Source organism: Planococcus sp. 1R117A (assembly GCF_051417975.1).
GTDB classification, from domain to species: domain Bacteria; phylum Bacillota; class Bacilli; order Bacillales_A; family Planococcaceae; genus Planococcus; species Planococcus shenhongbingii.
In genome coordinates, this window is the sequence record NZ_JBPRLO010000001.1 from 819,494 (window position 1) to 833,486 (window position 13,993).

The 13,993-nt window shown below is 45.3% G+C and carries 12 protein-coding genes; 2 read left to right on the top strand and 10 right to left on the bottom strand.

What is annotated here, in order from left to right:
• Positions 1 to 42: 42 nt before the first annotated feature.
• Positions 43 to 1,539: an FAD-dependent tricarballylate dehydrogenase TcuA gene (gene tcuA, locus ACSFXN_RS03780; RefSeq protein WP_437148851.1), complete on the bottom strand. Its 1,497-nt coding sequence runs from the start codon at positions 1,537 to 1,539 to the stop codon at positions 43 to 45.
• A 252-nt stretch (positions 1,540 to 1,791) separates the two neighbouring features.
• Between tcuA and yyaC the strand changes: the two genes are divergently transcribed.
• Positions 1,792 to 2,382 (top strand): spore protease YyaC, encoded by a 591-nt coding sequence (gene yyaC / locus ACSFXN_RS03785; RefSeq protein WP_437148852.1) that lies wholly within the window; start codon positions 1,792 to 1,794, stop codon positions 2,380 to 2,382.
• 45 nt (positions 2,383 to 2,427) lie between these two features.
• On the opposite strand, the gene ACSFXN_RS03790 is transcribed toward yyaC, so the two are convergent.
• A complete protein-coding gene (locus ACSFXN_RS03790) occupies positions 2,428 to 3,735 on the bottom strand; it encodes a CitMHS family transporter (RefSeq protein WP_437149156.1) in 1,308 nt (435 codons plus the stop codon).
• A 187-nt stretch (positions 3,736 to 3,922) separates the two neighbouring features.
• On the bottom strand, positions 3,923 to 4,786 hold the full coding sequence (locus ACSFXN_RS03795) for a LysR family transcriptional regulator (RefSeq protein ID WP_437148853.1): 864 nt from the start codon (positions 4,784 to 4,786) through the stop codon (positions 3,923 to 3,925).
• Positions 4,787 to 4,916: 130 nt separating this feature from the next.
• Between ACSFXN_RS03795 and ACSFXN_RS03800 the strand changes: the two genes are divergently transcribed.
• Positions 4,917 to 6,044, top strand: coding sequence for a 2-methylaconitate cis-trans isomerase PrpF family protein (locus tag ACSFXN_RS03800; protein WP_437148854.1), 1,128 nt, complete (start codon positions 4,917 to 4,919; stop codon positions 6,042 to 6,044).
• 250 nt (positions 6,045 to 6,294) lie between these two features.
• Here ACSFXN_RS03800 and ACSFXN_RS03805 read toward each other — a convergent pair whose 3' ends face one another.
• The 7 genes from ACSFXN_RS03805 to ACSFXN_RS03835 all read right to left on the bottom strand — a co-directional run bounded on the left by ACSFXN_RS03805 (position 6,295) and on the right by ACSFXN_RS03835 (position 13,940).
• Positions 6,295 to 7,485 (bottom strand): CaiB/BaiF CoA transferase family protein, encoded by a 1,191-nt coding sequence (locus ACSFXN_RS03805; RefSeq protein WP_437148855.1) that lies wholly within the window; start codon positions 7,483 to 7,485, stop codon positions 6,295 to 6,297.
• A gap of 372 nt (positions 7,486 to 7,857) precedes the next feature.
• The gene (gene fabG, locus ACSFXN_RS03810; protein WP_437148856.1) at positions 7,858 to 8,595 is read right to left on the bottom strand and encodes a 3-oxoacyl-[acyl-carrier-protein] reductase; all 738 of its coding nucleotides are present in this window, start codon (positions 8,593 to 8,595) and stop codon (positions 7,858 to 7,860) included.
• Between the two features lie 29 nt (positions 8,596 to 8,624).
• Positions 8,625 to 10,016 (bottom strand): phenylacetate--CoA ligase family protein, encoded by a 1,392-nt coding sequence (locus ACSFXN_RS03815; protein ID WP_437148857.1) that lies wholly within the window; start codon positions 10,014 to 10,016, stop codon positions 8,625 to 8,627.
• Positions 10,017 to 10,091: 75 nt separating this feature from the next.
• Positions 10,092 to 10,484 (bottom strand): cobalamin B12-binding domain-containing protein, encoded by a 393-nt coding sequence (locus ACSFXN_RS03820; RefSeq protein ID WP_437148858.1) that lies wholly within the window; start codon positions 10,482 to 10,484, stop codon positions 10,092 to 10,094.
• Positions 10,485 to 10,513: 29 nt separating this feature from the next.
• Positions 10,514 to 12,226: an acyl-CoA mutase large subunit family protein gene (locus ACSFXN_RS03825; protein WP_437148859.1), complete on the bottom strand. Its 1,713-nt coding sequence runs from the start codon at positions 12,224 to 12,226 to the stop codon at positions 10,514 to 10,516.
• Between the two features lie 20 nt (positions 12,227 to 12,246).
• Positions 12,247 to 13,212, bottom strand: coding sequence for a methylmalonyl Co-A mutase-associated GTPase MeaB (gene meaB, locus ACSFXN_RS03830; RefSeq protein WP_437148860.1), 966 nt, complete (start codon positions 13,210 to 13,212; stop codon positions 12,247 to 12,249).
• Entirely contained in the window at positions 13,209 to 13,940 is a 732-nt protein-coding gene (locus ACSFXN_RS03835; protein ID WP_437148861.1) for a FadR/GntR family transcriptional regulator, read from the bottom strand. Before ACSFXN_RS03835 ends, meaB begins: the two co-directional genes overlap by 4 nt.
• Positions 13,941 to 13,993 lie beyond the last annotated feature (53 nt).

The window sequence follows — 13,993 nt, forward strand, 5'->3', positions numbered from 1 at the left end:
AACCCCTTGGCTAATTTACAGCCAAGGGGTTTCGCCTTTTCTTTATGCATTGACTTTCGCTTGCTTCGAACGCGTCGCCGCAGTTGCGCCGGCAATTTTTCCGAAAACGGCACCGGACATCAGTCCCGATCCGCCAGGGTAGTTGTCGTAGAAAATGCCGCCGATCATTTCGCCTGCCGCAAACAGCCCATCAATCGCCTGTCCGCCTTCATCCAACACTTCGCCGTCCGGATTCACATGCAGTCCGCCGAACGAGAACGTGACGCCGCACGTGACCGGGTACGCATAGAACGGGCCTTGCTCGATTTTTAACGCCCAATTCGATTTCGGTGGCGTAATGCCTTGTGTGCCTTTACCGTCTTTCTCGTTCGGGCTGTACTCGCCTTCCTGAACAGCCGCATTGTATTCCTGGATTGTCTTCAAAAACTGCTCTTGGTCAACCGGCAATTGCGCAATCAGTTCTTCCAGCGTGTCTGCTTTGTATTCCGTCGTCTCTTCCAGATTATATTCTTTCCGCAGCATCGGCCGAACCTTTGCGTCATAGATTTGGACCGCCATCTGGTCTGGCTGCTTCAGGATTTCGCGGCCGTATTTGGCGTACGTATAGTTTCTCAGGTCCGCGCCTTCATCGACAAAGCGCTCGCCATCCTTATTCAGCATGATTCCGAGTGGATACGAGTGCTTTTTGAAGATGTCCCCCGGTTTTGTGAAGTCGCCGACTTTCGGCGCGTTGTAATCGGTGCCGATCGAGTGGCAGCCTGACCACTGGCCGAACGTCGCTGCGCCTGCTTCCACTGCCATAGAAAGTCCGTCGCCCGTATTGAATTCCGTCCCTCTGACAATGGCCGCTTCCCATTCTTCGCCTAAATGCTCCATCCGCATTTTCTTGTTCGCTTCAAAGCCGCCGCAAGCGAGTACCACAGCTTTCGTGTTTACAGTCAGCTCCTGCCCTTGCCGGCTGACGGTGATTCCGGTGATCCGGTCCGCTTCTTTTTTCAAGCCGGTTGCCGCTGATTCATACCAGACGTCGATGCCGAGTTTATTGACGCGTTCGTTCAATTGCTTGATCAGGCCAACCCCTTTATCCGCCGTTTTTACTGGCAGCCCTCCCCAGAAATGCCGCTTGCCTTCCTTCTCGAATGACTGGTTGTCATAAATCAGTTCAAAGGTGATTTCGTTGTCTTTCATCCAGGAAATCGTTTCATACGATTTGGAAACGAGTTGTCGTGCCAGGCCAGGTTCGCTCCGGTTGCCTGTTACACGCATCAAGTCATTATAATAATCTTCCTCACTGTAATTCGGCATCTCGATCTTTTCCGCCTCTTCTTCAGTGATGGCCACAATATTCTTAATGGAATCCAGACCATTATAAGCAAAACGGATCGCACCGTCTGTAAAGAAAGAATTGCCGCCTCTTTTTTCTTTCGGCCCTTTTTCCAGCACCAGCACATTCGCCCCGGATTCGTGGGCAGAAATCGCTGCACAAAGCGCCGCATTCCCCGCTCCTACCACTACTACATCATACGTTTTCTCTGTCATCGTGATTCCTCCTTAAAATTCTTCTTGCTTTAATGATAGGCGGAAATTGTCTGAAAATAAAATCAAAAAAATCTATAGTTAATCATAAGCAAATTTTATCTTAATACTGAATCTAGATAGTATTTTTTTATTATGCTTTCCTATCTGCTAAGCTTTTGGAAATAAAAGCGGTTTTCTACCAATCCGGGCGGTTGTAACGCTATAATAAAGGCATAGTTTAATGGCAAATACACTCGAAGGTGGTATGAGTCTATGCATACTTTTCGGAAATATAAAAATACACATTTACAAGTGCCGGTCAGGGCTTCCTTGCAATTCAACGAGCACACAAAAGCCGAAGAAATGGCTTTGCTGGTCATGAAGCTTAAGGAAATCTTTTTGGAAGCGAAGCAGCAGCAGCGCGAAGTCGTTTTCTTGTGCATCGGCTCGGACCGCTATATCGGGGATTCGCTTGGCCCGCTGATCGGCAGCATGATGGTGGAGAACGGCATTTCCCGTCCTGTATATGGCACTTTGGAAGAACCGGTTCATGCCTTTAATTTGAAAATCGCTTTAAAAGATATTTACAGGAAAAGTGAAAATCCAGTGCTCATCAGTATTGACGCCAGTCTAGGAACAAAAGAACAAGTCGGGGATGTGCTGTTCAACGAAGGGCCTCTGGTTCCCGGAAAAGCCCTTGAAAAAATGCTTCCGGAAGTAGGCGACTATCACTTCCAAGGCATCGTCAATTACCTCGATCCGCTTCCCAGCTCCCAGTTTCTGAACGATACACGCCTCCATACGGTCATGAAACTGGCTAAGCTAATTACGCAAATCATTCTGGACAGCGATAAAGAACAGTAAAAAGCAAAAGGGATTCCGCTATGAATGGCGGAATCCCTTTATGGTTTATATCGCTCCTGTAATAAACGCAACTGCAATGATTACGATACAGCAGATAAATGCCCATTTAAAAGCAAACTTCTGCAGTTCTCCAATATCCTTTTGAACCATACCGGCAACCAAAAGAGTTGAAGCGACAAGCGGGCTCAGGAAATGGATGGGCTGTCCCAAAACAGATGCCCGGGCTATTTCCAAAGGGCTGACGCCATAAGCGGCTCCCGCTTCTGCCAAGATTGGCAAGACGCCGAAATAATAGGCATCGTTTGAAAGTGCAAACGTAAATGGCATGCTGGTAATTGCCACCACTAGCGGATAAAACGAGCCGACGGAAGCCGGAATAATGGAAATCAACGAATTGGAGATGGCATCGACCATTTGAGTCCCCGAGAAAATACCGGAGAAGATTCCCGCTGCAAATACCAGAACGACAACGGTAATGGCATTTCCGGAATGAGCCAGGATCCGCTCTTTTTGAAGGTTTAAATTAGGATAGTTGATGGTTGCTGCTATTACAAAACCAATTAAAAAACTTATTGGAGCTGGCAATAATCCCATCACTAAAACCGTCATGATTGTCACTACCAAGATTAAGTTGACCCAAATCAGTTTAGGCCGTTTCAAGTCATTTTCCACCGCGTGAGTGGCGGCTACTTGAAGCATGCTTTCTGAGGCCGCTGGAATTTTTTCCACATTAATGATGCCAAGCCGGGCCCGTTCTTTTTTGCCCATCAGATACGCCACACCTAATACGCTAAGCATCCCTGCCAGCATCGTCGGTACGATTGGAACGAAGAATTCATTGGCATCCAGACCAAGCGATGCAATAGCCCGTGTGGCCGGTCCGCCCCACGGCGTCATGCCGCTGACAATACTTACGGACAAAATAGAGATTGTTGCCAAAACCAAAGGATTCATCCCTAAGCGCAGATAAAGCGCCAACATAGCTGAAATGGTGATCATATGGGTAGTTGTTCCATCGCCGTCTAGGGCTACAATCATTGCAATGACCGCTGTACCCAGTGCAATCTTCACCGGGTCCCCTTTGACGATTTTCATGACTTTGTTGATCAATGGATCAAACAGGCCGGCATCTATCAAAATGCCAAAGAACAAAATCGCGAATAACAGTAAAGCAGCTGATGGAGCAACCTGTTTCAATCCTTCCATCATCATGTCCCCTAAACCCGACCAAAACCCTCCAATCAAAGCAAAGAAAATCGGAACCACTACCAACGCTGCCACCGCTGATATCTTTTTCGCCATGATCAGATACGTAAATACAACAACCATCGACACTCCTAAAAATGTAAGAATAAGAATTCCCCCTTTTAATGTATTCGCTTACAATTCCAGAAGAATTGCTGCGCATCCCCGATTCCATAACGAATTGAATTAGTTATAAGAATATTTCATCTAGTTAAATAAGTAAAATAGATAAATTTTATTAGAAATGAATAAAAAAACTTATAACCCATCATTTATTTATAAAATCGGCCAAACTCTAAAAGGAAGGGTGGTCATTCAGAAAATCTATGAATTTTCGCACTGTAGATAATTTCAAAAATTCCTGGTTGTACATTAACCACGTATCCCGTGTTACAGGTTCCCCATTTTCATAAAATAAAGGGTATTTATAAAGCTGATCTGAAGGACGAAGGCAAATTTCAGGCAAAATGGCAATGCCTAAATCGTTTTTAACCATTTCTTTGCAGGTTTCTTGCCGGTCTGTTTCCATGGTAATCTTCGGCGGTTCGATATAACGGTTATGCCACCATTTGTTGATGATGTCTTTTAAAGAACTATCCGTCTTGTAATTGATGAAAGGCAATTCTGGTACTTTCTCCAAATCCACTTCTTTTTTCGAAATCAAAAATAATTGCTCAGTCTGCAGCAAGGTCTTCGACCCCGTCCAATTGTAATCGCCGCGCAGAATGCCGAGATGCACTTCTGATGAATTGAGCAGCCCCATTACATCCGCACTCCATCCCGTATTTACACTGAACTGGACATTTGGATGAGTCGTCAAAAACTCCTTCAGCAATGGAGGCAATTTGTATTGTGCAAAATTGCTCGAAACACCTAAACGGATTGTCCCTCGAATTTCCTGCTGCATATTTTGAAGATAATCTTTAGTGTTTTGAAGCTTTGTAATCATTTCTTCCGCGTATTGGGCTAAATAGATTCCTTCAGCTGTCAGTTCTACCCCTTTTTTTGTTTTGAAAAAAAGTTTTGTTCCGACTTCTCTCTCCAGATTTTTTAAGCGGTACGTTAATGCCGGCTGCGAAATGTATAAGCGCTCCGAAGCTCGGCTGATGTTTTTTTCTTCATATAGAACTTGCATGGCTTCCCAATCTTTTTCATCCATTTCAATCACTCCGTTTATGTTATAAGTATTTTTGATAAGGTACCGAACAAAATATCTATTTCACTTATGACTCAAATTACCATAATCTATTTTTAGAAGCAATAGAATTTTCAGAAAGGTGGTTCATCCGATGAAAGTACCGATTGCCGTGATGCGCGGCGGAACCAGCAAAGGAGTATTTATCAATTATGAGGAAATGCCGGAGGACCGTGTCCTTTGGGACAGCTTCCTGCTGGACATTATGGGAAGCCCCGATCAGCGGCAAATCGATGGCCTCGGAGGAGGAAATTCCCTGACGAGCAAAGCTGCAATCATCAGAAAGTCGGAGATGGACGAAATTGATGTGGAATATACTTTTGCACAAGTCAGCATTGAAAATCAATTGGTGGATTTTAAGGGGAATTGCGGGAACATCTCTTCTGCAGTGGGTCCGTATGCCATTGAACAAGGGCTGGTTGCAGCAGTTGCGCCGATAACAGCCGTGAGAATCTTCAATACCAACACACAGAAAGTGATCATCGCGGAAGTCGAAGTGGAAAATGGACAGGTGAAAACAGAAGGTCAATGCGAAATCCCCGGGGTTCCAGGGACCGGTTCTCCTATCTATTTGTCTTTTACAGATGCGCAAGGCGCCGTCACCGGAAAGCTGTTCCCGACTGAAAATCCGATTGACCGGATTGAAACAAGAAACGGTCCGATTGACGTATCCATCATTGATGTCGCCAATCCCCTCGTTTTTGTGAGGGCAGAAGATGTCGGATTGACCGGGTCGGAATTGCCGCATGAGTTCACGGCGGAAAAACTGGCGGAATTGGAAGAAATCCGCTCAGCCGCAGCTGAAATGTGCTTGTTTTCAACTAAAGAAGAAGCGACCGTTAAATCGCCGGCAGTGCCTAAACTCACGATTATCGCTTCTCCTGAATCTTATTTGGACGTTAACGGCATCGAACGGAAAGCAGAGGATATGGATTGTCGAATCCGAATGATGTCCATGCAAAAACCTCACCAGGCATTGGCAATTACAGGCGCCATCTGCACAACTGCCGGGGCCTTTTTAAAAGACACTATTTTAAACGACGTCATCCAAGTCGAAAATACGGTCTTGCGCTTAGGTCATCCGTCCGGAATCATCGAGACAAAAGTGGACATGATTGCCGGCCACATCGGCAATATCAAAGTCGTCCGCACAGCCCGAATGATCTTGGAAGGGTATGTCTATACGAAACATAATTACGCTTACAGCAAATCTTTGGCTTGAGGAAATGCCTCTTAAAGCTTGAGGTTTTGAAGCAGAATAACAAAAGGGTTTTCCAGTCTCCCGGAAAGCCCTTTTCTTAATTATTTATTTCTGCATCATGTCCGTAAATTCCTCCAGCCGCTCCAAGGAATTCAAATTGCTATTGCAGACATCCGCGTCCTGGCAGATGCAATTGCCGCCATCAGCTTAAATTGATGATTTAAAATAGAAGGAAGATTGATGATGCAAATACGAGTCTCTCCATTAAAAATCAAATCTTTCCTTGCTCTTTCAGAGATTTGATTCTTTCTTCGCTTAAACCTACTAAATCTTTATAAATTTCCATGTTATGCTTCCCTAGAGCCGGACCGGACCATTCTGTCGTTCCTGGAGTGAGGCTTAATTTGGGGATGATTCCTGGAAATTTTAATTTCCCTATCCCTTCCACCTCCACTTCTTCAATCATCTTTCTTGCTAAAAAATGAGGATCTGCCATCATATCTGCTACGTTATATATCGGGCCGGAAGGAATACTGTGGTCATCCAGTTTTATTAGAATTTCTTTTAAATCATGTTGGCTTGTCCATTTCGTAATTTCTCCATCCAGGTATTCTGCATCGTTGGAACGCCCTTCATTTGTTTGAAATCTTTCGTCAGCAGATAAATCTTCGCGATTCATACATTTGCATAACCGCTTGAATATACTGTCTCCATTTGCTCCGATCACCACATATTTTCCGTCTTTGCAAAGATAGATATTGGAAGGCGTTATGCCTGGCAGTGTACTCCCGGTCCGCTCCCTGATTATTTTTGAATGATCGTATTCTGGCACCATACTTTCCATTAAGCTAAAAACAGCTTCATATAAAGCCACATCGACTATTTGCCCTTCTCCGCTTATGTCTCGATGCCTTAAAGCCATCAAAGCCCCAATCACTCCATACAAGGACGCAACAGAGTCACCGAGGCTTATTCCAACACGAGTAGGCGGCAGCTCCGGATATCCAGTAAGATGGCGGATGCCTCCGACGGCTTCGCCGATACTGCCAAAACCCGGCTTGTCTTTATAAGGGCCGTCTTGTCCGTAACCCGAAATTCTCACGAAAATTATTTTCTGGTTAATCTTTTTCAAGTCTTCATAGCCAATCCCCCATTTTTCCAAGGTTCCCGGCCTGAAATTTTCCACTACAATATCTACTTCCTCAGCAAGCTTTTGTATTATCTCTTTTCCTTCTAAGGATTTTAAATCCAGCGTAATACACTTTTTATTTCTCGATTGTACATACCACCATAAAGAAGTTCCTTCATGTACAATCCTCCAATTTCTAATCGGATCTCCTTTGCCAGGAGGCTCTACTTTAATAACTTCCGCACCAAATTCAGCCATAATTCTTGCCGCGAATGGACCAGCTATTAAACTGCCCAACTCAAGAACTTTCACTCCTTCAAGTGGTTTAGTCATATAATCTAACCTCTTTCCCTATTAAAAATAAATATCATTAAAGGCTTGATGGACAGTGCTCACAATTATAATCTGAATTTTTTATTTTTTCGATATCCACGACTTTATCTTAGTCTTTTGAAAAAATCAATGCTTTGATAATAACCTTTTCTAATAGACAAATTGAAAAATCCGCAGTTTAGATTCTGGCAAATTCTAAACTGCGGATTTCAATTAATGTCGTGTCAAAAAACTTATACCTTATTACTTCTGAATCATTTCCGTAAATTCCTCAAGCCGCTCCAATGAATTCAAGTTGCTATTGCAGACATCCGCATCCTGACAGATATAGTTGCCGCGCTTGATGTAGTTGTCCTGTCCGGAGCTTTCCTTTCAAACAACCAAACCGCCATCAACACTTAAAACAGTTCCATTCACGTAGCTAGCGTCATCTGAAGCTAAGTATAAGTACGCTGAGGCAATATCATCTGCTTCCCCCAGCCTTTTAAGAGGCGTTTTCGATTCCATCATGTCCAGTATCTTTTGTGGAACTTTAGCGGTCATGTCTGTCGCTATGAAACCAGGGGCTACAGCATTCACCCGAATTCCTTTAGGACCGAATTCTTTTGCCCAACTTTTCGTCAAGCCGATGACACCGGCTTTTGTCGCCGCGTAGTTGGTTTGCCCAATATTACCATGGATCCCGACGACGGATGAAGCGTTCAAAATGACCCCTGAGCCTTGTTCAAGCATTGATGGAACAACGGCTTTCGTGCATTTGAAGACGCCCGATAAGTTGACGGACAGCACTTTTTCCCATGACTCCTCGTCCATCTTTGTTAACAAGCCATCAATCGTAATTCCGGCATTATTGATGAGGATATCGATTTTTTTAAACTTTTCTAGAACCGCTCCGACCATCGGTTCGATTTGGGCGGTCTTTGAGACGTCTGCCTGGAAAAAGACGATTTCTCCATATTGCTTTAATTCCTCTTCTGTTGCTTTGCCTGCCTGTTCGTTAAAGTCGCTGATGGCAACGGCCGCTCCTTCTTTCAAAAAACGCTCTGCCGTCACTTTTCCAATGCCGCCGGCCCCGCCGGTGATTAATGCCACTTTTCCTTCTAATCTCATTCACTCATCCCTCTTTCCGAAGACCTTCATCATTCTTTGAAGTTTCTCTTGTCGACAACGCGCTTGGCCTTGAAATGCGTTCTTTCCAATGTTCCTGCCGGCAATAATTCAATCTTGAACGTAACACCCGTTTCATTTTTTAAGTCCTGGGAAATCTGTTTAAGCAGCTCTTCTTCGCTTCTAGTCCCTAACGTTTCACATTGCACCGTAATTTCATCCATGATGTGCGGCCGTGTAACGATCAGTTTGAACTCTTCACTTAGCCCATCGATTCTTCTAACGATGTTTTCAACCAGGCTTGCGTAGACGTTCACGCCGCGGATTGTCACCATGTCATCGATTCTTCCGTATATGCCTTTTGGCAGCCTTGGATAGACTCTGCCGCATGGGCAGGGTTCATCGGTCCATGTCGCTAAATCCCCCGACCAGTAACGGATGACCGGCTGGGACGTTCGTTCAAGCGGTGTATAAACCGGTACGCCTTCGCTTCCGTAAGGCACTTTCAACTTAGTCTGCGGATCGATGACTTCCGTATAAACCACATCCTGCCATAAGTGCACGCCTTGGCGGTGCTCGCATTCCGTGTTGCTCATCCATGGCGTCACCTCAGCCATCGTGCCGGAGTCGATGCAAATACCGCCGTATATGTCTTCAATTCTCTTTTTGGTCGAAGGCACGCCGGCTCCCGGTTCGCCGGAGAAGAACAGGATTTTGAAGCCGAATTCTTTCGGGTCCACACCCATTCCTTTTGCTTTTTCAGCCAGGTACAGGGCGTAGGAAGGCGTTCCGTAAAAGACAGTGGCTTTTATTTCTTTTAGCCAGGCGACCGCTTTTTCCGTTTGGCCGGCTTGCCCCGCTCCGAACGGGAAGGTCCGGGCACCCAGCCGTTCCGCCCCGATCAGCGCGCCCCAGCTGCCGATATATAAGCTGAGCGGTGAGCCGATAAACACCAGATCATCAGGTCTCATCCCGAAACTCCACATGATGCGGGCATGTTGATAAGCGATCCGTTCCCAGTCCGCTTTTCCGAACGAAAAGACAGTCGGCTTGCCAGTCGTGCCGGAAGTTCCTTGAATCCGGTGCACTTCGGAAGTAGGGATGCAGACATTCGAACCGAACGGAGCATATTGTTCCATGTCTTCCCGCAGATCGTCCTTCGTGGTAATGGGCACTTGCTCAAACTGCTCTAGACTCTTGACGTCTTCCGGATGAAAGCCTTCTTTCCTCCACTTGCGCTGATAAAACCTGGATTTTTCCTGGGCATAATTCAACACATTCTTTACTTTATGGAAGATAATTTGATCCAATTCCTCCCGGGAGGCCGTCTCAACTTCCTTATCCCAGTATTTTTCATCTTCATGCGGGATATAATTACTGTCGTATATAGGCGGCCATGCTGGAGCCGTGAACTTTTTAACCATATTTCTCCTCCTCTGAGATTTGTCGGATTGCCGATTGAAAAGAGAAGTAGAAACGGTCCGCTTCTCCCCGGCATCTTACGAAATTTTATTCTTCACTTGATCTCGGATGAAATCCGCTATGCTTTCGATCCGCGTCTCGGGACCGAAGACGGACACAATCCCTGCTTCTTTAAGCAGTGGAATATCGTCTTCCGGGATGACGCCGCCCATGATGACAAGCGCATCCACCCCGCGTTCTCTGGCAATCTGGACGACTTTCGGCCCGAGCGTCAAATGATTTCCACCTAATGTGCTTAAGCCGATAACATCCGCGCCTTCTTGAATTGCGACATCCACAATTTGTTCAGGGAACTGGTTTCCGATATAAACCACTTCCATCCCTTCATCCCGCAACATTCGGGAAACGACAAGCGCACCTCGCCAATGTATATCCAACCCTAATTTAGCCATTACCACTTTTACCTGCATTCAGTATTCCTCCTTGTAATTTCTATTTTTCAAGCTAATGGGAACTGCCAAAGGCCGAACTCTTCACGGAATACTTCCGCAACTTCCCCTAATGTGGCGTATGCGGAAACAGCATCTTTGATGTAAGGCATCAGGTTGATATCTTCATGGCATTTCTCTCTCAACGCTTTGAGCGTCTCTTCAACTTTTGCATTGTCTCGGCGGGCACGCAGCTTTTCCAACTTTTCTCTCTGACGCTTTTCAGCTGTTTCCGGATAACGGAACACTTCCACTTTCGCTTCATTGTTTTCCGACGGGAAATAATTCAATCCGACAATTTTTTGTTTTCCGCTCTCGATATCCTTTTGTGTGTTGTAGGCAAAATCAGAAATTTCACGATGCAGCCATCCGGTTTCCACAACCGATACCAGTCCGCCTTTCGATTCGATTAATGCGACATAATCCCGGATGCGCTGCGCCATTTCCTGCGTCAGCTTTTCAACGAAATAAGATCCTGCCAACGGATCGACTGTATTGATGACATTTGTTTCAGTCTGAATAATTTGCTGGGTTCGGATGGAAATCAATGCAGATTCTTCTGTCGGAGCTGAGTATGCTTCATCATAGGAATCCACATGCAATGACTGTGCCCCGCCCAATACTGCTGCCAAGCCCTGGATAGCAGAACGGGCGATGTTGTTGAGCGGCTCAACTTTTGTCAGTGTAATGCCTGCCGTCTGGACGTGGAAGCGCATCAAATGCGACTTTGCTTCCTGGGCTTTGAAACGGTCTTTCATCACTTCATGCCATACAAGCCGTGAAGCTCTGCATTTCGCAATTTCTTCAAAAAAGTCATTGAACAGGTTCCAGAAGAAAGACAATCGCTTTGCAAAGTCGTCTACTTTATTGCCTCTCCGTATTAACTCTTCACTGGTTGCGATAGCATTGGCAATCGCGCAGGCAACTTCCTGGACGGCCGTTGTTCCAGCTTCACGCAAGTTATAACCGTTAAAACTGACTGGGTTCCATCTTGGCAGATTCTTGCTGGCAAATTCGATGGCGTCACATTGGAGCCGGAAAGAAGCTTTCGGTGGCAGTACTTCGAGTGAACTGCCAATGGTTGTTTCCATTAAAAAGTCGTTTTGGTTGGTGCCCGAAAGCTTTTCCAAAGGAACCCCTTTTTTCTCCGCCATGGCAGTGAACATGGCCATCAAAACCACCGTTGTGCTCGGAAGATGCGTCACGATATTGCTTGAAACTTCGTCAATCGGGATTCCATCATACAAAGCTTCGATATCTTCGAGCGAATCGATGGCAACGCCCGCAGCTCCGACATGGCCTTCGCCTTCCGGATCGTCCGAGTCATAGCCACGTATAGTCGGAAGATCAAGCACAACGCTCGTCCCGGTCGCTCCGTTTTTCAGTAGGAACTTAAAGCGTGCGTTTGTGTCTTCCGGCGTTCCATAACCCGCGATTTGGCGCACAGTAAACAAACGGCCACGGTACATATTCGGATATACGCCACGCACATACGGCGCTTCCCCTGGCAATCCAATATCTTTTAAGTAATCAATGTCTTTGACATCTTCCGGTGTATAAAGAAGGTTAATTGGAATTCCCGAATCCGATCTATATTCTTCTTCAGTCACTTTGCCTTTCGCTGTTTGCTCTTCCCATCTTTTTTTCTGTCTTGAAATTTCCTGAATGACTTCTTCATTGAACAGGGCTTTAGATTCGTTGGGTACGTTCGCGTTTTTTGTCATAATAACCTCCGGTTTATGTTTTATTTTATTGTTACTTTGTCTCCGATTTTTTCAGCCAGGGTGAACGGATCTCTAGTGCCGCGCTTTACTTCTTCTATTTCCATCTGTATCGATTCCTCGGAATGGATATAGCTTTCGACAATTTCAGCAATCCGGTGAATAAGCTGTTCATGGAACATTTTTAAATTTCTCGTCTCCCGGATTTCTTTGAATTTTCCGGAATCTTGCAAATATTTCTTATGCTCTTCTACCTTGCTTATCAATTCCGTGATTCCTTCTTCCAAAGTAGCAATGGTTTTTAGAATGGGTGGCTTCCAGTCCTTTTTCTGGGATTCGTTAATCATCATTCTTAAGTCTTTGACGCTTTCATCTGAACCCGGCCGGTCTGCCTGATTGATAACGAAGACATCGGCAACTTCCATGATGCCTGCCTTCATGGTTTGCATGGAATCACCAAGGCCCGGTACATTGACAAGGACTACGGTGTCTGCGACTTCGAGTACATCGAACTCTATTTGTCCCACCCCCACAGTTTCAATGAGGATGATGTCTTTATCGAAAGCATCGAATACTTGGACGATTTCAGACGTGGAGGCTGCCAGTCCCCCAAGGTTTCCCCTTGTCGCCAAGCTTTTGATGAATACATTCGGGAATTTCGCTAATTCCAGCATACGGACGCGGTCACCGAGCAACGCCCCTTGGGTAAAGGGACTGGTGGGATCGACACAAACAACCGCAATCTGGAGATCTTGTTTTGCGAGCTCTTTGCAGATTTTGCTGACAAGTGTGCTTTTCCCTCCACCAGGTGGGCCTGTAATTCCGATAATGTGGGCTTTTCCCACACGTGTCGCGCTTTCTTTTAATATTTCGACCCTCCGCGAGGTTTGGTTTTCCACTTCTTTTAGAAATTTCCCTAATGCGACATCACTTTTTTCATCAAACATCCTACTTAAATCTTCCAATTTCTCAACCTCCCTGCTTTTCATACGACTCCTTCCTCCCCTCCTTCAATTTCCACTTTCACTTCTGTCTGTGAGTTTTCGAGATGAGCTTTCATCAGCGTTTCTGCCTTTTGATGATCTGATTGCTCGATGGCATTGTAAATTTCCCAATGTTCTTTTTGGAATCGATTTAGAATCATCGGCGTAGAAGCCAGCACAGTACGCGTCATTGTAATCTGTTCTTCGAGCAAATCAGCAATCATTTCCTCAAGCATAATCAGCACTTTATTCTGTGATGCCAGAGCAATGGACTGGTGAAATAGCATGTCATATGTGGTCGCCGCTTTTTCATTGCCGTCTTTATAACTTTGATCCAGATTAGTAAGGATGCTATGGAGGCGTTTTAAATCTGCCTCCGTTCTTCGCTTGGCTGCATATCCTGTGGCGGAAGATTCCAAAATGACACGTACTTCAAACAATTCTTGCGTATTCATTTCTTTTGAGACAAGAACAAGTGAGATGATGCTCTTTAAATTTTCAGGTTCCGCTTCTTTGATAATTGTTCCTTCTCCCGGCCGCCCATCAATAATTCCAAGGAGATTAAGGATTTTTAGTGATTCGCGTAACGATGAACGGCTGATGCCCATTGATTTCGACAGTTCTACCTCATTTGGCAGACGCTGTCCCTTCACCAAATTGTTAGACATCAAAAGGTAGCGGAATTGGTCCAACACTTCTTCAAACTTCTTTTTCTTCCTAATTTTTTTGAACATGATTGGTTTCCTTTCAGTTTGTATGTTTGTCGGACAAGAGAAGAAAAACAAAG